Origin of the sequence: Pedobacter sp. Bi126 (assembly GCF_918698245.1) — a bacterium.
Classification (GTDB): Bacteria; Bacteroidota; Bacteroidia; order Sphingobacteriales; family Sphingobacteriaceae; genus Pedobacter.
In genome coordinates this window covers 767,319-786,125 of sequence record NZ_CAKKMS010000002.1, presented here as the reverse complement: position 1 = coordinate 786,125, position 18,807 = coordinate 767,319, and the positions used below count along the sequence as shown (strand labels likewise).

The window sequence follows — 18,807 nt, the reverse complement described above, 5'->3', positions numbered from 1 at the left end:
TAATTTAAGTAATTAACAATTTCTTAACTTAGGCTTAACTAAATATTGCATCATAGACACTACTTTCGTAACAAATATTTAACTATGAACAACGCAGGTCAGAAAATATTAATTGTTGATGATGAACCAGATATTCTGGAACTTATTGAATATAACCTTAAGAAAGAGGGTTATCAGGTTTTCACAGCTACCAATGGCCAAGAAGGAATTACTGTTGCGAAAAAGGTACATCCGGATTTGATTATTCTGGATATTATGATGCCTAAAATGGATGGAATTGAGGCTTGCCGTTTAATGCGTGCAATACCCGAATTCAAGAATACATTTATGGTTTTTTTAACCGCCAGAAGTGAAGAGTATTCAGAAATAGCAGGTTTTAATGTGGGTGCTGATGATTATATTGCAAAACCGATTAAACCACGTGCTTTAGTTAGCCGCATTAATGCGATTTTAAGACGAAATACAGGAACAGAAGAAGTATCTGAGAACAAATTGGAAATTGGCGATTTAGTAATCGATCGTGAAGCTTATTTGGTTTTTCAAGGCGGTAACAAAGTGGTATTGGCGAAAAAAGAATTTGAGCTTTTATACTTGTTGGCATCAAAACCAGGAAAAGTTTATACCCGCGAATCGATCCTTAAAAATATCTGGGAGGATTCGGTAGTAGTAACCAATAGAACTATTGATGTTCACATCCGCAAACTAAGAGAAAAATTAGGCGAAACTTATGTATCAACCGTAAAAGGAGTAGGTTATAAGTTTGAGCTTTCTTAAATAGCTTTACCATAGATAGACACAGATTAGCACAGATTTTTTCTGATGATTAATCTGTGTTTTTTTATGCATGGTTAATAGATCCTGAAACAAGTTCAGGATGACGTCCTTGTAAATAATTATCGTTTTCTTTATCGCTTTATCTGTGTTCATCCTTTTTATCTGTGGTTAATTCCTCAAGCAATAAAAATAAAATCGTATTTTTGCGCTTCATTAATTACAGCACAGTTTGAAGTTTCCAAATTTTAAAGACCTTATTCTTTTCGAAGACAACGATTTTATTGTTATCAATAAACCTCCATTTTTAGCCTCGCTCGATGAACGTGGTGGATCTGGAGAAACCAATGTGTTACGCCTGGCCAAACAGTATAGCGATGATGCACAGGTTTGTCACCGTTTGGATAAAGAAACTTCCGGCGCTTTAATTATCGCAAAAAATCCTGAAGGTTACCGTCATGCTTCTATGCAGTTTGAAAGAAGAAAGGTGAATAAAACCTATCATGCTGTAGTAGATGGGCATGTCATTTTCGACCAGTTAACCGTTGATCTTCCGATCTTGAATGATGGCAATAAAAATGTAACCATTGATAGGGCAGAAGGCAAAAGAGCAGAAACCATTTTCGATTCGTTAAAATACTACAAACATTATACATTGGTTGAGTGCAAGCCAATAACTGGCCGTATGCACCAGATCCGTATTCATTTAGCAACACAAAGGGCCGCCATTGTTGGCGATGATATGTACAAAGGGAAGCCTGTTTTTCTTTCGTCAATTAAGAGAGGTTATAAATTAACCAAAGGCGAAGAGGAGCAACCCATTATGAAACGTTTCGCATTACACGCCAAGCATCTGGTTTTTAAAGGATTAGACGACAAAGATATTGTGATCGATGCACCATACCCAAAAGATTTCGCAACCTTAATTAAGTTATTGGATAAATTTGATGCATAAAGGAAGTCTTTAAATTGGCTTCTCAGTTGTTTTTGTTACTTTTGGGCATTCGCCCTCTATTAAAAAACAATAGGATGTATATCAGATTTGTAAATTACCTTGATCAAGTTAATCGGTACCGAAAATCTAAAATATCAAACCGTAATTTCTTAATTATCCTCGCTGTAATTGTTGGGGTTTTAGCAGGATTAGCCGCCGCGGTTCTAAAGAGTCTAACACATCATATCGAAGAATTTCTTCAATCAGATTGGCACTGGAAATATAAATACTATCTGTATTTTGTTTTTCCGATGATCGGTATTTTCTTAACAGTTCTATACATCAAGTATTTTATCCGTAAAACTAAATTCGAGACGGGTTTAACCCCATTGCTTTATGCCATTTCGAAAAAATCGAGCAAGGTAGAAGCACACAATATTTATTCGCAGATTATTACCGCAGCCGTTACGGTAGGTTTTGGTGGTTCAACAGGTTTGGAAGCACCAATTGTTACAAGTGGGTCTGCAATAGGCTCAAATCTTGGCCGTTTACTTGGTTTATCTTATCGCGAAATTACCATGTTAGTGGCCTGTGGCGCAGCAGCAGGTATTGCAGGAGCATTTAATAGCCCAGTAGCTGGGATTGTCTTCGCCATCGAAATTTTATTACCAGAGTTTACCATTCCTGCGTTTATCCCGCTTTTATTATCGGCTGCAACAGCAGCAGTAGTAGCAAGATTATTCTACACACAGCAACTTTTCTTTTTGGTTACAGAAGGATGGAAGGTGAACGCATTGTTTTATTATGTGGTACTGGCTTGTTTCATCGGCTTATTCTCCATTTATTTTACAAAAGCCAATTACGCTGTAAAAGGCTTATTCTATAAAATAAAACATCCTTATACCAAAGTTATTGTAGGTGGTTTAATGCTTGGGGCTTTGGTATTTCTATTCCCAACGCTTTACGGCGAAGGTTATATCACAATAAAGGGCTTACTAAAAGGCGATTACCAAACAGTAATCAATAATAGTATTTTCGCCGATTACAATACCATTCCGGCTTTAGTGGTGTTGTTTACAGTAGTAACTATTTTCATGAAATCGATAGCGACTTTGGTTACCTTGGGCGCTGGTGGAAATGGTGGTACGTTTGCACCCAGTTTAATTATGGGCGGTTTAATCGGGTTTATCTTTGCCTATGTAGTAAATCTATCTGGTTTGGCGCAATTAAACGTATCTAATTTTATTGTGGCCGGTATGGCGGCTGCTTTAGGCTCTATTATGCACGCTCCCTTAACTGGGATCTTCCTGATTGCCGAAATCACTGGTGGATATATCTTAATGGTACCGTTAATGATTACCACTGCCATTTCTTATGCCATTAACCGCAGCTCGCAAAAACATTCTATTTATACTAAAGCACTTGCCGATAAGGGTGAGTTATTATCTCATGAGGATAAGGATACAACGGTTTTAAACCAGATGAAACTAAAGTACTTGATCGAGAAAACTTATCCTCAATTATATATGAATGATCTGATTTCAGTCAAGATGAACGAGATTATGCAATCCCATAAAAACATTTGCGCTGTAACAGACGAACTGGGCGATTTTAAGGGCATCATTTATATAGAAGAGCTATTTAACGAAATGATTAGTCACCCTGATAAGGAAAATTTGCTAGCTTCTTATTTGGTACAACCTGCACCGAACGCCATCACTGAAAATGATGATCTGAAAATGGTATTAGAGAAGATGGAGCAAGATAATGTATGGATTTTACCCGTATTAACTGCGCAGAACCAATATTTGGGTTTCGTTTCTAAAACCGCTATTTTTAATAAATACCGGGCGTTGCTGATGAGGCAGAATGATTACATGGGCTAACTCCTAAATCCCCTTGAGGGGACTTCAAACTCCCATCCGTACATCATTTAGTTCAACATAATTATCTTTAATAAAAAAAGTTGAAATGATTAAGATAATCTGCTCATTTCAACTTTAAATTATAACAAAAAGTATAGTCGATCTCCCTTTAGGGGCTGGGGGTTACTCAGCTCTTTTTAAGCCGAATTTCTCAATTTTACTATACAAATGACTTCTTTGGATATCGATCTCATCGGCCGTTTTTGAGACATTCCAGTTGTTTTTCTCCAATTTGAATTTGATAAATTCGCGCTCTGCGTGATCTTTATAATCCTGAAAGTTATTGAACGAATCGAAAGAAAAAGCCAGACTCGAACCGCCAGCACCGGCAATCTGTGCACTGGTTGCGGCACCAATGTTTGTACCGCCGCCTGGATTAGCGAATGCACGTACATCATTTTCTGTAATTACCTTATCACTCAAAATAATCAATCGCTCAATCATGTTATGTAATTCACGTACGTTACCTGTCCACGGTAAAGCCTTTAAAGCAGCCATACCTGCTTCATTTATTTTCTTCACAGGCATTCCATAATCGCTGCAAATATTTTCCAAAAAGTTTTGCGCAATAACCGGAATATCATCTGTACGCTCCGTTAAATGCGGAACATGGATATTGATTACATTTAACCGGTGGTATAAATCCATACGGAAGTTACCATCTTCGATTTCTTTCATTAAATCTTTATTGGTTGCCGCTAAAACACGAACATTTACTTCAATTTCCTTTTCGCCACCTACACGCGAAATTTTATGCTCTTGTAAGGCACGTAAAACTTTTGCCTGGGCAGAAAGGCTCATATCGCCAATCTCATCCAAAAATAGCGTACCACCATTAGCCAGTTCAAATTTACCAATACGTTGTTTAACAGCAGAGGTAAATGAACCTTTCTCGTGGCCAAACAACTCACTTTCAATCAGTTCTGATGGGATAGCAGCACAATTGACCTCAATTAGAGGGCTGTCGGCACGGTTCGATTTTTCATGTAACCAACGCGCTACCAATTCTTTACCACTACCATTTGCACCCGTAATTAATACACGGGCTTCAGTAGGAGCCACACGTTCTATGGTTTCCTTAATTTTAGAAATACTTTCCGATTCGCCTAAAATCTCTCGGGTTTTACTTGCTTTACGTTTTAAAACCTTGGTTTCGGTAACTAAAGTTCCACGGTCTAAACCATTGCGGACCGTAATTAATAACCTGTTTAAGTCAGGTGGTTTCGAAATAAAATCAAAAGCTCCTTTTTTACTGGCTTCAATGGCAGTTTCAACTGTTCCATGACCAGATATCATAATGAATGGTAAATCGGGTTTAATGATCTGTGCCTGTTCCAGCACTTCCATACCATCCATCTTATTCATCTTGATATCGCAAAGTACCAGGTCGAAATTTCCTTTTTTGATCATTTCGAGGCCATCAATACCGTTATCGATATCTTCAACATCGTAATTTTCGTACTCCAGAATTTCGCGTAAGGTACTCCTTATCGCACGCTCATCATCAATTATTAATAGTTTAGCCATTAGAGATGTATCCTTTAATTTTGAAATGCGAATATATTATTTTTTAATTAATGTATAGTTTTTTATACAATTAATACGCAATAAACCTTAAAAGATGAGAAAGGTTTTAATAAGTGTAATCCATTTTAAACTTACTTAAATCGGGCTTATGTTTTTTAGCTCTTTTTAGTTCCAATTCGTAAATGGTTCTGCCCAGATTTTTCATGAAAGGGAAACAAACTGCATCATACTCGTATTTATTATCGTTAAATATGCCATCCTCATTACTATGAACAACCGCGGTTAGGAAATATTCAATTCCATTTTTAAAATCGACGAAATAAGCGTTATCAATGATGTAGCCATAGCTATCGCCATATTTATTGAAGATGCGGATATTTGGATCTGGTGTTACCTGTTCTCTTCCATAATACAACATCTTGGCATAGGTTGGCCAAAATTCTTTCGGATCGTATTTAGGAAAATCGCTTTCGGATGGATACTTACTCATATAAGTATAAATGAGTTTATAATCCTCTTTAGTAAGGTTAAACCGTTCTTTAACCGGAAAAGCCTCAGGAAAAATCAGTTTCTGCATCAATTTCTGTTGATCGTTAATGGCAAAAGCGTTTTTCCCCGCTAAACTGAAAGGTTTTTTTACCAGCTTGTCGGTACTATCCATGTATCCAGTACCCATTACCAAATTGCTTAATTTTAATTCATATTCTTTTGAATCATACTGTGCAGGTTGATCATACACCAATTGTTCGCCATTGTAAAATTTGATGGGATTGGTATGTTTTGCCGATTCTCCTGCATCGCCAATAGCCAGGCGGTTTAAAATGCGGCTATCGTGTAGGCCGTTAGCTTTCAGTTTTTCATTAATTTCGGCACGACCAATAAACTCGAATAAACGGTTAAAAGCATCATTATCACTGGTAAGCAAAATCTTTTTAACGTAATGTTCTATTGATGGAAGCCCATTTTTAGCACTTGTATCTGTTAAAACCTTTGTTTGCCCTCTATAGGCACTATCAGTAATCATGGTGCTCTTAGCCGTTAAGCCTGTGTTTTTTAAGCGGTTTACTTTTTCCAGGGCAAAAATTACAGCGGCTAGTTTAACTGTACTGGCAGGATAAAAATAATGGTGGGGGTCTAAATTGTAGCTAGAGGTTTTAAAAGTGGGTTTATTCTTCGCATCACGGTTAACCTGGGTATAGAGAATCTGGATCTGATTTTGATCAGGATGATGAAGTACAGCAGAAAAAAGCTCAGGCCTAGATTCCATCAGTTTCTTCAAAAAAACAGTATCGGTTTTTTGCGCCATAACAGATAGGCTTATTAATGAAAATGTAATAATTAATATTCTTTTCATGGATAAAAATTTGATTCCTAATTTAGCTTTTTCTATTAAAACCACCATTTTCCATCATGCATTTTACATGTTGTTTAATTTTGTTACTTTTGCAGCGCTTTTGGTTTCCGGCTTTACACCCGGAATTAAAAGGGAATACAGTGTAAATCTGTAACTGTCCCGCAGCTGTAAGCTCTATAACGGATTTCCAATCAATCTGCCACTGTTCCGACTTGTCGGGATGGGAAGGCCTGAAACCCGGGAGTAAGTCAGAAGACCTGCCTTTAGCGTTTAATTTCATAGCTTTCGGGGATTGAAGCTAGGATTGAGATACTTAACGTTTTTCGTATTTTCATTTCCTTTTCTATCTGTTGGCTGTGGGCAAAACCACAATCAAATGAACAAAAAAAGAATGCTAACTGTAGCCGGTTTAGGGCTAGCGCAGTTAATGATTAGCCAGGTGGCTAATGCTCAAACTCAAGACAGTTTGCAGCTCAAAGATGTTGTAATTTCTGCAACAAAAAATGACCAGAAACAATCACAGACAGGTAAAGTGGTTACGATCATCAGTCGTGAAGTATTGGAGCGCAGTAACGGGAAATCATTGCCAGAACTTATTAGCGAGCAGGCAGGGATTATTGTAGCAGGTTCAAGCAGCAATCCGGGATTAAACAAATCGGTATTTTTTAGAGGTGCAGGAAGTGCTTATGCCGTGGTTTTAATTGATGGTATTGTGCAAAACGATCCATCAGGAAACGGAGGTGCATTCGATTTAAGGTTGATTTCTATCGATCAGATCGATCATATCGAAATTTTAAGAGGCGGTCAGTCTACCATTTATGGTTCTGATGCCGTTGCAGGAGTAATCAATATCATCACTAAAAAAGGTGGCCCAAAAGACAATACCATTTATGGTGTGGCCAGTGCAGGCAGTTACGAAACTTACAAAGGAACCATTGGTTTAAACGGTGGTGTTGAAGGTTTTTCTTATAATATTAACTATACCCACACCAAAACCGATGGAATTTCAGAAGCGGCAACACCAGTGGGAAGTACAGCCATATTTGATAAAGACGGCTTTAAAACTGATGCCTTAAATGCGAATTTCGGAATCAAACTGGATAATCATTTCTCTGTAAATCCATTTGTACGGTACTATTATGGTAATTACAAGTTTGATGGTGGCGCTTTTACCGATGCAAACAATTATTCTATCCTAAAAAACTTTGCTGCAGGTACCAATGCCAAATACGAATTTGCAACCGGTAAAGTAACGTTAAACTATAGTTTCGAAAGTACCAGAAACGATGCGCATAGCCAGTACCCAAGCATTAACGAAGGAAGGGTATCACTATTGGATTTATTCTACAACCAAAAATTGGGTAACAAACTCGATTTATTGGTGGGTATCGATAACCGTGTGATGAAATTATCATCAGCAACAAATAAACCGGAAACCAACATTTTTGCCGCTTACGGATCATTATTCTTACACGATTTAAGTGTGTTTAACCTTGAAGTAGGCGGGCGTTACAATAAACACGAACAATATGGCGAAAACTATACCTACTCAATTACCCCAAGCATCAATGTCATTAAAGAGATAAAATTATTTGGAACTGTTTCAACAGCATTTAAAGTTCCTACCTTAAACATGCTTTTTGGTCAGTTTGGTGCTAATTTGGATTTAAAGCCGGAAAAATCGAAGAATTACGAAGCTGGTGTTAATTTTAGCTTTGCTGGCGACAAATTTAGCTTACGTTTAGCAGGTTACAAACGCGATTTAACTGACGCCATTATTTATGCTTACCCTAACGGATATATTAACCAGGTAAGTCAGAAAACCAAAGGTTTCGAAATTGAACCAGCAGTTAAATTCAGTGCGTTTAACATTAATGGCTATTACGCTTATGTTGAAGGCAATGAGTTCAACTTTGTTGATAATGCCGTTGCCAACTATCTTTTCCGCAGACCAAAACATACATTTGGCATTACTGCAGGTGCACAGGCTACGAGCAATTTATATGTAAGTGCAAATTACCGTTATTTCGGTAAACGTACCGATGGTAATTTTAACACGTATACAGTCGACAATCTACCTGCTTATAAATTGTTAAATGCTTATGCCGAATATGCATTGGCAAAAAAACGCGTAAAGATATTTTTTGATGCAAAAAACATCCTGAACGAAAGATACAGCGAAATTATTGGTTACAATAGTTTGGGCTTCAACTTTAATACAGGTGTAAGTTTTAATATCCGCTAATAAAAATTTAACTTTGTTTAAATATTAACCAGAAATAGCATGTCTCATTTAAAATTTAATCCACGCACTTTAATTTTGCTGTTAATGATATTGGCAATAACGGCTTTACGTTTGCTGGTAACATTCAACTCAGATGAATTAAAGTTTGCTAATTTTTCATCAATAGGAGCAGTAGCTTTATTTGGAGGAGCATATTTTAAAGATCACCTTAAAGCATTCGCTTTTCCGCTATTGAGTTTGTTTTTAAGCGATTTAGTACTTTATACAACCATCTATAAACAGTATGTAGATATGTTTTTAGTTCAAGAACTTTGGACATACCTTGCAATTGCATTAATGGTTTTAGCAGGTCGTTTCTTATTAAAGAAGGTAAATATTGCCAGCTTATTCCTATCTACAATCGTAATTGTATTCATCCATTGGATTGTAAGTGATATCGGTTCATGGTATAAAAACCCATTGTATACGCAAAACTTAAATGGTTTTATAGATTGCTTAATAAAAGCCATTCCATTCGAGATCAGATTCTTAGAAGGAACAATAATCTATGGTGCTTTGCTTTTTGGCGCTTTTGAAATCTTAAAAGCAAAATATCCGGTATTAAAACTGCAAACACAAGAGTTGTAGAAAGATCCATTGTTTGGTATAACACCACTCAAGTAAAAACAAGATAGAAATCCTCTTTTGATTCGATTCAAAAGAGGATTTTTTTTTAACTTAGAACATCAATTCCATTTTACCTTTTACATCCTAATGAAAGTTGTTTCCTTTTTACCTGCTGCCACTAAAATGATTTACGATATGGGCCTGCAAGAATACCTGCATGGCGTAACATTCGAATGCCCTAAAGAGGCCGCAGATCAACCAAAAGTTGTACGTTGCATATTAGAAGGCAAAAACTATTCGAGTATCGAAATAGACCGGATTTTTTCGGCATCAAAAGCACAGGGCAAAAGTTTATATTGGGTAGATGATGCACTGTTGGAAAGCATCGCACCCGATGTGGTTTTCACACAAGATATTTGTGAGGTGTGCAACATCGATACTGTTTGTACCGAAACAGCAGTAATGAAGCTTAGCAAACAGCCAACGCTGGTACCTTTATCGCCAAATAACTTACAGGATGTTTTCGATTGCGCCATTACCATTGCCAGGGCTTTAGGGAAGGAAGAGGTAGCGTTAAACTATCTGGCAGGGCTGCAAAAGAAAACGGATCATATTTTAGATGAGCTTAGGGCAAACCGTGCACCGTTAAAAAGGATTATGCTAATGGAATGGATCGAACCGATATACAATTGCGGACACTGGATTCCTTTTCAGATTGCAGCAGCCGGTGGCGTTGATATGTTATCTAATCCTGGTGGCGACTCTATTGTAACCCAGTGGGATAAAATCCTGAAATATAACCCAGAGGTTTTGGTTATCGCACCATGTGGTTTTGATATGAAACGAAGCATGGAAGAAATAGAGCTGTTAACGTCAAAATCAGGCTGGACAGACCTTGAGGCAGTAAAAAATCATCAGGTTTATATTGCCGATTTTGATATGTTCACCCAACCGAGCGTAGGTACGCTGGTTGAAGGTATAGAAGCTTTAGCCTGTATGTTCCATCCGGAAATATTTAAGGCAGACGAAAACATAGCCAAAAAATTCATCAACCACAGTCAATCGGTGAAATCATTTAAATCTGTGTAATCACATATGAAATTAGTTGTTTTAACAGGAGCAGGGGTCAGTGCCGAAAGTGGGTTAAAAACATTTAGGGATTCTGATGGATTATGGGAGGGCTATAATGTTTATGATGTAGCTACCCCCGAGGCCTGGGAAAGAAATCCCGAATTGGTGCAAGAGTTTTATAATGAAAGGAGAAGACAGGTTTTAGCCGCTAAACCAAATCTGGCTCATCAGGTGCTTGCCGAGCTGGAAAAAGACTTCGACGTTGAAATTATTACCCAAAACATTGATGACTTACATGAAAGAGCAGGTTCTACCAAAGTTACCCATCTTCATGGCGTTATTACCAAGTCTCAATCAGATAGAAAAGCTGATTTAACTTATCCAATCGTTGGTTCGGAAATCAAAATGGGCGAGCTTTGTGAGCTGGGCTCTCAACTTCGGCCGCATGTAGTTTGGTTTGGCGAAGCTGTACCCATGATAGAGGTAGCCGCTAAACTTTGCAAACAGGCAGACTTGTTTGTACTGATCGGAACTTCATTGGCCGTTTATCCGGCGGCAGGCTTAATCGATTTTGTGCCTTCCTTTGTCGACAAATACATTATCGATCCAAGAACGCCCGATGTAAAACGTTATAAAAACGTGATCAACATTGAGAAAAACGCTGTAGAAGGCATTACGGAATTAAAAGAAATATTAGCCAATGCCAGATAAAAAGCTTTGCATTTTTAATTGGAGCGGTGGTAAAGACAGTACATTGGCCTTACACTATGCCTTACAAGATCCTACTATCGAAATTCGTTACCTGATTACTACAGTTACCGAAAAATACAACCGTGTTTCGATGCATGGCGTTAGAGAAGCTTTACTGATTAAACAGGCCGAAAGCATTGGTATCCCACTGTATCAGATCCGTTTGGGCGAAATGCCCGATATGGAAACCTACGACAGTACTATGAAGCATCATCTTTCTAAATTTAAGGAGGAGGGTATTACCCATTCTATTTTTGGTGATATTTTTTTAGAGGACTTACGTAATTATCGTGAAAATAAATTAGCAGAAATTGGGCTTAAGGCTATTTTTCCGCTTTGGAAAAAAGATACACAACATTTAATTGAAGAATTCCTAAACCTGAACTATAAAACCATCATTGTTTGTACGCAGCAAATTCTCGAAAATTTCTGTGGAAAAGTAATTAGTCATGATTTAATTGATCAATTACCTGCAAATATTGATCCCTGCGGCGAAAACGGAGAGTTTCATACCTTCGCATTTGAAGGACCAATTTTCAGGAATAAAATCACTTTCACTACTGGAGAGAAGGTATTCAGAACTTATAACGCACCAAGTAAAACAACTGCTAATGAGGATTCACCTTGTTCAACCACAGCGCTTTCTGGCTTCTGGTATATAGATTTATTAGAATAATTTATCCAATTAAAACATTTTGGCATCATTTTTTCTTTAGTATTGGTAATTAACTAAATCACACAATCCATTGAAACCTGTTTAGCGAGGTTAGGTAGCTAAACAAGCGTCATATTAAATTAAGAGTTATGAAAAAGATATTGGTAGTAATCGCATTAAGTTCTTCAGTTTTATTTGCTTGTAATAACAAGGCAAAAGAAGAAGCGGCATTAAAACAACAACAAGCTGAAAAACAACTGGCTATTAAGGCAGTTAAAGATAGTTTAAGGTTAGATAGCTTTAAAAAAGCCGAGGTTGCAAAAGCGGAGCAGGAAAAAGAAGCTAAACACCAGGCAGAATTAGCTGCAGCAAGAAGAGCAAGCTCATCTAGATCATATGCTAGCTCAGGCGGTACTTCTAGTGGTAGTTCTAGCGGTGCTTATGGTGGCGCGCAACCAACAGCTAAGAAAAAAGGTTGGAGCGATGCAGCCAAAGGGGCAGTTATTGGTGGTGCGGCCGGAGCGGTTGGTGGTGCTTTAATTGATAAGAAAAAAGGAAGAGGTGCCATTATTGGTGGATTAGTTGGAGCTGGTGGTGGTTATTTAATCGGTAGAGGTGAAGACAGAAAATCTGGCCGTGTACAGCCTAAAAACTAAAAAAGGTTTTTAAAGATATTTAAAGTCCCGATTTACATCGGGGCTTTTTTTGTGCAAAAAAAAAATGATTTATATATTTAACGAAAAAAGAACCATGATAGAAACCCAAACCGTAGATAAAGGACAGATCCAACACTTCGTAATGTTCTGGTTAAAACCTCAACTAACCAAAACCGAGATCGCAGATTTCACTAACTTCTTCGAAAGTTTAAAACCTATAAAATATATTAAAACATTAAGTTACGGCTTAGCAGCAGGTACGCCTGTGCGTCCTGTTACCGATAACTCCTTTACCTATTCGTTAACCATTACCTTTGCCAACATTGCAGACCATAATGCCTACCAGGAAGATAAAGTACATTTAGATGCTGTAGAAAAATTCTCTAATAACTGGTACCGGGTGGTGGTACACGATACAGTGATTTCTTAATAAGTTTTAGCCACTGAAACACGGAATACACGGAACGTTCCATAACTCGTCATCCTGAACATGTTTCAGGATTTTTCCACCCTTAAGCAATAAGTGCGCACAGATGAATATATTATTTCATTTATGCGCATTTTTATTAAAGATTCATTTACGAAAGGATCAATCCCATGATCCGTCATTTCGAGCGCAGCCGAGAAATCTATTTTAAGTTAAGTAGCCTAGAAAGAGGTTTGTCACCATGAATTTATTTTAGGGTTACAAAACAATAGATATTGTTCATTATATGATGAATAAAGTTCAAACCTCCCATTTATTTGGTAAAATAAGTACTCAGAATTATATTTTGTTTATAAATTTAACAACAAGTATATCAGTAAGTTATCTTAAATCACTTAAATAAAAACTGATATTAAGTACGTTGCTAGTAGTGAATAGTGGCTTTAAAATCAAAATATAATTTCGATAAACTATTAAATTAACTAGTAATCAGCAACTTACATAGGTTAAGTTATTAATACTGATGCCTGTTATATGCAGCGGTAAAATCAGAACGCATTAGCTTGAATCGCGCCACTACGGCTTGGATAAATTCTTCATCAATAATTTCAAACACATCGTTAACACCACCTCCACTCAGGTCAAGCTCTGCAAGTTTATAACTTTGCTCAAAGGTACCCTGCTCAAACTTTACAATGTATTTTTGATTCATCGAAAAAATGGTAATCTTACATTCCGGATGCGGAAGTTCTGCTACTACTCTCATTTATTTTATATTTTTATTTATAATTCAACAGATACGCCATTAAGCGTGCCCCAGCTATCTATAATCGAGAACCGGGCAAACAACTCTTCCTTGTACCATTCGCGCTCCCTGGTAAGTTTAATTACATCCGAATGATCAAAAGATTTATAAGCATAGTTTTTCATACTATCCGCATCGGCCCAGATCGAAAAGGTAGCCTGATCGAAAAATGGATTTTCGCCAATACCTGCCGACAAGATAAAACCTGGGGCAGTTCGCATAGCATCAGCTGCTCTTTTAATATTCTGCCTAAATTCTTTTAACTTATTAAATTTAATCGCCGCCCTTGTAATTACGGCAATCTTACCTGTATGGGTATTGCCTATTTTATCAGTCTTAAATGGCTCTACTGCTGACCATAAGCCATGACTGGATAAAGGGTTTAATAAGATGGTAAAACTTTCAATCCCAAAGAAACCAAACCATTTCAGCACAAAAGAATTACGATAAAAAACATCACAATCGCTCCGGTTATCCCAGGTGGTAAGCACGGCCCAATGTTTATAATCAGGAGCTAAATCTACCTGAGCATCTTTTCCGCTCCCCATTAACTTCCAGAACCTGCATCTTTTATTTAACCACAATGGTAACCGTAAAATAGCCATCCCTACAAATGCAAAAGGAACGGTAAGGCCACGGAATTTGGTAATGGTTAAGGCTACAATCATAAACTCACGGTTATTGATGCCAAAACTAAGGATTTTAAGGATAGGTTGTCATTCAAATTTTCGTCATTAAAATTCACTATTGCCTTACATCTCACAAATCATAATTAACTTTGATTATAGAAATAAAAAAAATGGCAGAAGATTTAACCATCACCAGAAATACATCAAAGGAAGAGCAATATCAATCGATTATCCCTCAGATAGAAGCTTTACTTTACGGTGAAACCGATTTCATCGCAAACTTGGCGAATGTTGCAGCAGCACTTAAAGAACAGTTTAACTGGTTTTGGGTAGGTTTCTATCTGGTAAAGCAAGGTGAACTGGTATTGGGCCCATTTCAAGGGCCGGTAGCCTGTACGCGGATTAAAAAAGGAAAAGGAGTATGTGGGGCCTCTTGGCAACAGGCAGAAACCATTATCGTTCCAGATGTTGAAGAATTTCCTGGTCACATTGCCTGTGCATCTGCTTCTAAATCAGAAATTGTCTTGCCATTAATTGTTAATGGTGAAGTGATAGGCGTTTTAGATGTAGACAGCGAAGTGTTAAATAAATTTGATGAAACAGATAAAACTTATTTAGAGCAAGTTATATCAATTATATTAAACAGATAGTTAATTAAGATATTGAAACTAAAAGAAGAATATTATCTAAATGAAGACGTGGTTAGCCTGGCTAAAGATCTGTTAGGCAAAATACTCTATACCAAAATTGACGACGAAATCACCGCAGGCATCATCGTCGAAACCGAAGCTTATTTTGGTGTAAAGGATAAAGCTTCGCATGCTTACGGCGGCCGCAGAACCAACCGAACAGAAACGATGTATAGCAATGGAGGCATTGCCTATGTATATCTTTGTTATGGCATGCACAACCTCTTCAATATTGTAAGTTCGAAAGAAAACGACCCGCATGCTGTTTTAATCAGGGGGATAGAACCTTTGGTTGGGATCGACATTATTGAGCAGCGTAGAAATATGCCGCATACAAAGGGTGCTATTTCGGCTGGCCCAGGCTCTGCCGCAAAAGCACTGGGAATAGATAAAACTTTTAACGCCAAAAATCTAACCGGAGATGAGATCTGGATCGAGGATCATGCTATCCGCTACTTAGATGAAGATATTGCCGCCACACCTCGCGTAGGCATTGCATACGCAAAAGAGCATGCTTTATTACCATGGCGGTTCTTTGTTAAAGGCAATAAATATGTGAGCAAGCCAAACAAGGTTTGATAAAATAACATAAATTGAAATGCAGGTTTGGAAACAATATCTGCTTTTTTTGTATTATTGAGGCAATGAATTTTGAAAACAACTTATTATTTGCGCAAACACAAGACCAAGCCGATCAGCTGCATGATTTCAGGTCTCAGTTCTTATTTCCAAACCACAAAGGGAAAGATTTTATTTACCTGTGTGGCAACTCATTAGGGCTTCAACCTAAAGTTTCCAGCGAAGTTTTAAAAGGCCAGCTTAACAACTGGGCCAACTATGCAGTAGAGGGCTGGTTTGATGGAAACGAACCCTGGATGTTCTACCACAAGGCTCTCAAAAAGTTAATGGCCCCGATTGTTGGCGCATTACCATCGGAAGTTTGTCCGATGAATACCTTAACTGTAAACCTCCATTTATTAATGGTTAGCTTTTATCAGCCTAAAGGTAAACGATTTAAGATCATCATGGAAGGCGGCGCATTTCCATCTGATCAATACGCAATAGAAAGCCAGGTAAGATTTCATGGTTTCGACCCAAAAGAAGCGATTATAGAGGTTTTTCCTAATGAAGGCGAAGAAATACTCCATACTGAAGATATCTTAGCTAAAATCAAAGAAAATGCAGATGAGATTGCTTTGGTTTTATTTGGTGGAATAAACTATTACACCGGTCAATGGTACGATATGGAAACCATTACGAAAACGGGGCATGAAATCGGTGCAATCGTAGGCTGGGACCTGGCCCATGCAGCAGGCAACGTTCCAGTAAAGCTTCACGACTGGGGTGTAGATTTTGCTTGCTGGTGCTCATACAAATATCAAAATTCAGGTCCGGGGGGAATAAGCGGAATCTTTGTTCATGAAAAACATTTCAGCAATACCGAATTGAACCGCTTTGCAGGATGGTGGGGTTATCAGGAAAGCAAACGTTTTAAAATGGAAAAAGGCTTTATTCCAGAAGCTGGGGCAGACGGCTGGCAGGTAAGCTGCACACAAGTAATGCCAATGGCTTTATACCACGCTTCGCTTCAGATTTTTGAAGAAGCAGGTTTCATTGAACCGTTAAGAAATAAAAGTATTAGTTTAACTGCATATCTTGAATTTATTATAAATGAAGTAAATAAGGAACTAGGTATAATGCAATATAAAATCATTACACCTAAAGTAGCTAAAGACAGAGGGGCGCAACTATCCATTATCGCGCAACGTAATGGTAAACAGATTTTTGATGGCTTAATGGCTAACCACATACTTGGCGATTGGCGCGAACCTGATGTGATCCGCTTAAGCGCAGTCCCTCTTTATAACTCTTTCGAAGATGTTTATTTGGCCGGACAAGCACTTTTAAAAGTAAGTAAAGCGGTTTTACGATAAAGAAGAGCAAAGGCTCATCAAATAAAAAAGCAAGAAAATGATCAATTACAACCCTAAAGACTGGAGTACTTTCATTTTTCACATCCACAAAAGTGATACTTTCAGAAAATTGTGGCCATTAATGCTTGCAGTAGCTGTTTTTTCGGGTCTGGTTGCATTTGCCGAGCTCAATTTTTTTCAACTTTCTAAAAGCAGCTATGTGACCAATATAGGCATGATGCACAGCTTATTGGGCTTTGTTTTGTCCATGCTGCTGGTTTTCAGAACAAATACAGCGTACGACAGGTGGTGGGAAGGAAGAAAGCTTCTAGGATCTTTAACCAACGTGAGCCGCAACCTGGCCTTGAAAATTAAAGCACTTAAATTGACAGAGGAAGATGTCCGTTTTTTTGAATACGGTATTCCCAAATATGCTTTTGCCTTGAAAGAACATTTACGTGAAAGAATGTATTTTGGCAAAAATAGTCTTTTAATAGAGGTTGAAGAAGGTAAACACGTGCCAAACCAGATTGCAGGAAGCTTAATTAACAGGTTATACGAACTACTCGAAAAAGGCGCTATTTCGCAGGAACAATTTATTGTCCTTTCTGGCGATTTTAATCAATTTACCGATATCTGTGGTGCTTGCGAGCGTATTAAAAACACACCGATCCCATATTCTTACAGCGCTTTTATCAAGAAGTTTATCTTTATTTACGTAATTACTTTACCTTTTGGGTGGGTATTCAGTTTAGGTTATTTTGTGGTGCCAATTGTTCCCTTTATCCTCTATGTATTAGCGAGTTTGGAGTTGATAGCTGAAGAAATAGAAAACCCATTTGGAGAAGATGCGAATGATCTTCCTGTGGATCAGATCTGCACGAACATTGAAAAACACGTGGAGGAAATTTTAGGCTGATGATTAAGATTGCCTGGCATCCCCTTTACGCGCATCCTTTACCCGAAGGGCATCGTTTTCCGATGCTGAAATATGAGTTGATACCCGAACAACTTTTGCATGAAGGGACTATAGCACAGCAGAATTTATTTAGCCCAGAACCAGTTTCGGAAGATATTATACTCCTGACTCACGAAAAAACATATTGGGAACAGCTTAGAGATTTAACACTTTCAGCGAAAGACCAAAGAAGAATAGGTTTCCCATTAAACGCGCAGCTATTAGAACGCGAGCTGCGAATTACTCAAGGTACAATCGATGCAGCCCATTTTGCAATGAGTAACGGAATTGCCTTTAATGTAGCAGGTGGCACCCATCATGCAGGCAGCAATTGGGGCGAAGGTTTTTGTTTATTGAACGATCAGGCTGTTGCAGCTAATTACTTGTTAAATAAAAATTTAGCTAAGCGGATCTTAATTATCGATTTAGATGTACATCAGGGAAATGGCACGGCAGAAATTTTTCAAAAGGAGCCAAGAGTGTTCACTTTTTCGATGCATGGTGATAAAAATTTTCCTTTTAGAAAAGAAATATCAAGTCTGGATGTTCCTTTAGCTGATGGTGTGCAGGATGAAGAATATCTGTCAACATTAAATGCCAATTTAAAAAAGGCATTCGAAAGGGCCAAACCTGATTTTGTATTTTATTTATCGGGGGTTGATGTGCTTTCTACCGACAAACTCGGCAAACTGGCATTAAGCAAGGCCGCATGTAAAGAACGCGACAGAATGGTGCTGCAGGCCTGTAAAGATAAAAAATTGGCGGTGCAGGTGAGTATGGGTGGCGGTTACTCCATCGATATCAGAGATATTGTAGATGCGCACTGCAACACCTACCGCCTGGCTTTTGATTTATTTGGATAAGCTCATCCAGAAAACCATAATATCCTTAT

At 37.9% G+C, this 18,807-nt stretch carries 19 protein-coding genes and 1 riboswitch; of the genes, 15 read left to right on the top strand and 4 right to left on the bottom strand.

The window, feature by feature from the left end:
* The first annotated feature begins 84 nt into the window (after positions 1–84).
* The 3 genes from LQ201_RS08425 to LQ201_RS08415 all read left to right on the top strand — a co-directional run bounded on the left by LQ201_RS08425 (position 85) and on the right by LQ201_RS08415 (position 3,591).
* Positions 85–774, top strand: coding sequence for a response regulator transcription factor (locus LQ201_RS08425; protein ID WP_029274338.1), 690 nt, complete (start codon positions 85–87; stop codon positions 772–774).
* Positions 775–1,003: 229 nt separating this feature from the next.
* The gene (locus LQ201_RS08420) at positions 1,004–1,726 is read left to right on the top strand and encodes an RluA family pseudouridine synthase (RefSeq protein ID WP_230141245.1); all 723 of its coding nucleotides are present in this window, start codon (positions 1,004–1,006) and stop codon (positions 1,724–1,726) included.
* A 74-nt stretch (positions 1,727–1,800) separates the two neighbouring features.
* Positions 1,801–3,591 (top strand): chloride channel protein, encoded by a 1,791-nt coding sequence (locus LQ201_RS08415; protein ID WP_230141243.1) that lies wholly within the window; start codon positions 1,801–1,803, stop codon positions 3,589–3,591.
* A gap of 162 nt (positions 3,592–3,753) precedes the next feature.
* On the opposite strand, the gene LQ201_RS08410 is transcribed toward LQ201_RS08415, so the two are convergent.
* Both LQ201_RS08410 and LQ201_RS08405 read right to left on the bottom strand, forming a co-directional pair.
* On the bottom strand, positions 3,754–5,157 hold the full coding sequence (locus LQ201_RS08410) for a sigma-54 dependent transcriptional regulator (RefSeq protein WP_230141241.1): 1,404 nt from the start codon (positions 5,155–5,157) through the stop codon (positions 3,754–3,756).
* A 106-nt stretch (positions 5,158–5,263) separates the two neighbouring features.
* Complete coding sequence (locus LQ201_RS08405; RefSeq protein ID WP_230141239.1) at positions 5,264–6,511, bottom strand: serine hydrolase; 1,248 nt, start codon at positions 6,509–6,511, stop codon at positions 5,264–5,266.
* An 84-nt stretch (positions 6,512–6,595) separates the two neighbouring features.
* A riboswitch (cobalamin riboswitch) is annotated at positions 6,596–6,791 on the top strand.
* Between the two features lie 96 nt (positions 6,792–6,887).
* On the opposite strand from LQ201_RS08405, the gene LQ201_RS08400 reads away from it, so the two are divergent.
* From LQ201_RS08400 to LQ201_RS08370, 7 genes are all read left to right on the top strand, one after another.
* Complete coding sequence (locus tag LQ201_RS08400) at positions 6,888–8,756, top strand: TonB-dependent siderophore receptor (protein ID WP_230141237.1); 1,869 nt, start codon at positions 6,888–6,890, stop codon at positions 8,754–8,756.
* 39 nt (positions 8,757–8,795) lie between these two features.
* Positions 8,796–9,383 carry a DUF6580 family putative transport protein gene (locus tag LQ201_RS08395; RefSeq protein WP_230141234.1) on the top strand — a complete coding sequence of 196 codons (588 nt, stop codon included), beginning with the start codon at positions 8,796–8,798 and terminating at the stop codon, positions 9,381–9,383.
* Between the two features lie 126 nt (positions 9,384–9,509).
* Positions 9,510–10,451 carry an ABC transporter substrate-binding protein gene (locus LQ201_RS08390; protein WP_230141232.1) on the top strand — a complete coding sequence of 314 codons (942 nt, stop codon included), beginning with the start codon at positions 9,510–9,512 and terminating at the stop codon, positions 10,449–10,451.
* A 6-nt stretch (positions 10,452–10,457) separates the two neighbouring features.
* Positions 10,458–11,144: a Sir2 family NAD-dependent protein deacetylase gene (locus LQ201_RS08385; protein WP_230141230.1), complete on the top strand. Its 687-nt coding sequence runs from the start codon at positions 10,458–10,460 to the stop codon at positions 11,142–11,144.
* Positions 11,134–11,859, top strand: a complete 726-nt coding sequence (locus LQ201_RS08380) for a diphthine--ammonia ligase (protein ID WP_230141228.1) — start codon at positions 11,134–11,136, stop codon at positions 11,857–11,859. The genes LQ201_RS08385 and LQ201_RS08380 overlap by 11 nt, the downstream gene beginning before the upstream one ends.
* 128 nt (positions 11,860–11,987) lie before the next feature.
* A complete protein-coding gene (locus tag LQ201_RS08375; RefSeq protein WP_230141221.1) occupies positions 11,988–12,494 on the top strand; it encodes a YMGG-like glycine zipper-containing protein in 507 nt (168 codons plus the stop codon).
* Positions 12,495–12,558: 64 nt separating this feature from the next.
* The gene (locus LQ201_RS08370) at positions 12,559–12,924 is read left to right on the top strand and encodes a Dabb family protein (protein WP_230146626.1); all 366 of its coding nucleotides are present in this window, start codon (positions 12,559–12,561) and stop codon (positions 12,922–12,924) included.
* 511 nt (positions 12,925–13,435) lie between these two features.
* Here LQ201_RS08370 and LQ201_RS08365 read toward each other — a convergent pair.
* Together LQ201_RS08365 and LQ201_RS08360 are read right to left on the bottom strand one after the other, a co-directional pair.
* Positions 13,436–13,687 carry a hypothetical protein gene (locus LQ201_RS08365; RefSeq protein ID WP_230141216.1) on the bottom strand — a complete coding sequence of 84 codons (252 nt, stop codon included), beginning with the start codon at positions 13,685–13,687 and terminating at the stop codon, positions 13,436–13,438.
* A 17-nt stretch (positions 13,688–13,704) separates the two neighbouring features.
* Positions 13,705–14,394 (bottom strand): DUF3291 domain-containing protein, encoded by a 690-nt coding sequence (locus tag LQ201_RS08360; RefSeq protein ID WP_230141214.1) that lies wholly within the window; start codon positions 14,392–14,394, stop codon positions 13,705–13,707.
* A gap of 131 nt (positions 14,395–14,525) precedes the next feature.
* On the opposite strand from LQ201_RS08360, the gene LQ201_RS08355 reads away from it, so the two are divergent.
* From LQ201_RS08355 to LQ201_RS08335, 5 genes are all read left to right on the top strand, one after another.
* Positions 14,526–15,005: a GAF domain-containing protein gene (locus LQ201_RS08355; protein ID WP_230141212.1), complete on the top strand. Its 480-nt coding sequence runs from the start codon at positions 14,526–14,528 to the stop codon at positions 15,003–15,005.
* Positions 15,006–15,017: 12 nt separating this feature from the next.
* A complete protein-coding gene (locus LQ201_RS08350; RefSeq protein ID WP_230141209.1) occupies positions 15,018–15,623 on the top strand; it encodes a DNA-3-methyladenine glycosylase in 606 nt (201 codons plus the stop codon).
* Positions 15,624–15,688: 65 nt separating this feature from the next.
* Positions 15,689–16,978 carry a kynureninase gene (gene kynU / locus LQ201_RS08345; RefSeq protein ID WP_230141207.1) on the top strand — a complete coding sequence of 430 codons (1,290 nt, stop codon included), beginning with the start codon at positions 15,689–15,691 and terminating at the stop codon, positions 16,976–16,978.
* Positions 16,979–17,015: 37 nt separating this feature from the next.
* A complete protein-coding gene (locus LQ201_RS08340) occupies positions 17,016–17,876 on the top strand; it encodes a bestrophin family protein (RefSeq protein ID WP_230141205.1) in 861 nt (286 codons plus the stop codon).
* The gene (locus LQ201_RS08335; protein WP_230141203.1) at positions 17,876–18,778 is read left to right on the top strand and encodes a histone deacetylase; all 903 of its coding nucleotides are present in this window, start codon (positions 17,876–17,878) and stop codon (positions 18,776–18,778) included. The genes LQ201_RS08340 and LQ201_RS08335 overlap by 1 nt, the downstream gene beginning before the upstream one ends.
* Positions 18,779–18,807 lie beyond the last annotated feature (29 nt).

What these genes read in the sequence shown, in the direction of transcription:
- LQ201_RS08425 (WP_029274338.1), top strand. Translation starts at nt 85, where the DNA reads ATGAACAACGCAGGTCAGAAAATATTAATTGTTGATGATGAACCAGAT.
- LQ201_RS08415 (WP_230141243.1), top strand. Translation starts at nt 1,801, where the DNA reads ATGTATATCAGATTTGTAAATTACCTTGATCAAGTTAATCGGTACCGA.
- LQ201_RS08410 (WP_230141241.1), bottom strand. Translation starts at nt 5,157, where the DNA reads ATGGCTAAACTATTAATAATTGATGATGAGCGTGCGATAAGGAGTACC.
- LQ201_RS08405 (WP_230141239.1), bottom strand. Translation starts at nt 6,511, where the DNA reads ATGAAAAGAATATTAATTATTACATTTTCATTAATAAGCCTATCTGTT.
- LQ201_RS08400 (WP_230141237.1), top strand. Translation starts at nt 6,888, where the DNA reads ATGAACAAAAAAAGAATGCTAACTGTAGCCGGTTTAGGGCTAGCGCAG.
- LQ201_RS08395 (WP_230141234.1), top strand. Translation starts at nt 8,796, where the DNA reads ATGTCTCATTTAAAATTTAATCCACGCACTTTAATTTTGCTGTTAATG.
- LQ201_RS08390 (WP_230141232.1), top strand. Translation starts at nt 9,510, where the DNA reads ATGAAAGTTGTTTCCTTTTTACCTGCTGCCACTAAAATGATTTACGAT.
- LQ201_RS08385 (WP_230141230.1), top strand. Translation starts at nt 10,458, where the DNA reads ATGAAATTAGTTGTTTTAACAGGAGCAGGGGTCAGTGCCGAAAGTGGG.
- LQ201_RS08380 (WP_230141228.1), top strand. Translation starts at nt 11,134, where the DNA reads ATGCCAGATAAAAAGCTTTGCATTTTTAATTGGAGCGGTGGTAAAGAC.
- LQ201_RS08375 (WP_230141221.1), top strand. Translation starts at nt 11,988, where the DNA reads ATGAAAAAGATATTGGTAGTAATCGCATTAAGTTCTTCAGTTTTATTT.
- LQ201_RS08370 (WP_230146626.1), top strand. Translation starts at nt 12,559, where the DNA reads ATGATTTATATATTTAACGAAAAAAGAACCATGATAGAAACCCAAACC.
- LQ201_RS08365 (WP_230141216.1), bottom strand. Translation starts at nt 13,687, where the DNA reads ATGAGAGTAGTAGCAGAACTTCCGCATCCGGAATGTAAGATTACCATT.
- LQ201_RS08360 (WP_230141214.1), bottom strand. Translation starts at nt 14,394, where the DNA reads ATGATTGTAGCCTTAACCATTACCAAATTCCGTGGCCTTACCGTTCCT.
- LQ201_RS08355 (WP_230141212.1), top strand. Translation starts at nt 14,526, where the DNA reads ATGGCAGAAGATTTAACCATCACCAGAAATACATCAAAGGAAGAGCAA.
- kynU (WP_230141207.1), top strand. Translation starts at nt 15,689, where the DNA reads ATGAATTTTGAAAACAACTTATTATTTGCGCAAACACAAGACCAAGCC.
- LQ201_RS08340 (WP_230141205.1), top strand. Translation starts at nt 17,016, where the DNA reads ATGATCAATTACAACCCTAAAGACTGGAGTACTTTCATTTTTCACATC.
- LQ201_RS08335 (WP_230141203.1), top strand. Translation starts at nt 17,876, where the DNA reads ATGATTAAGATTGCCTGGCATCCCCTTTACGCGCATCCTTTACCCGAA.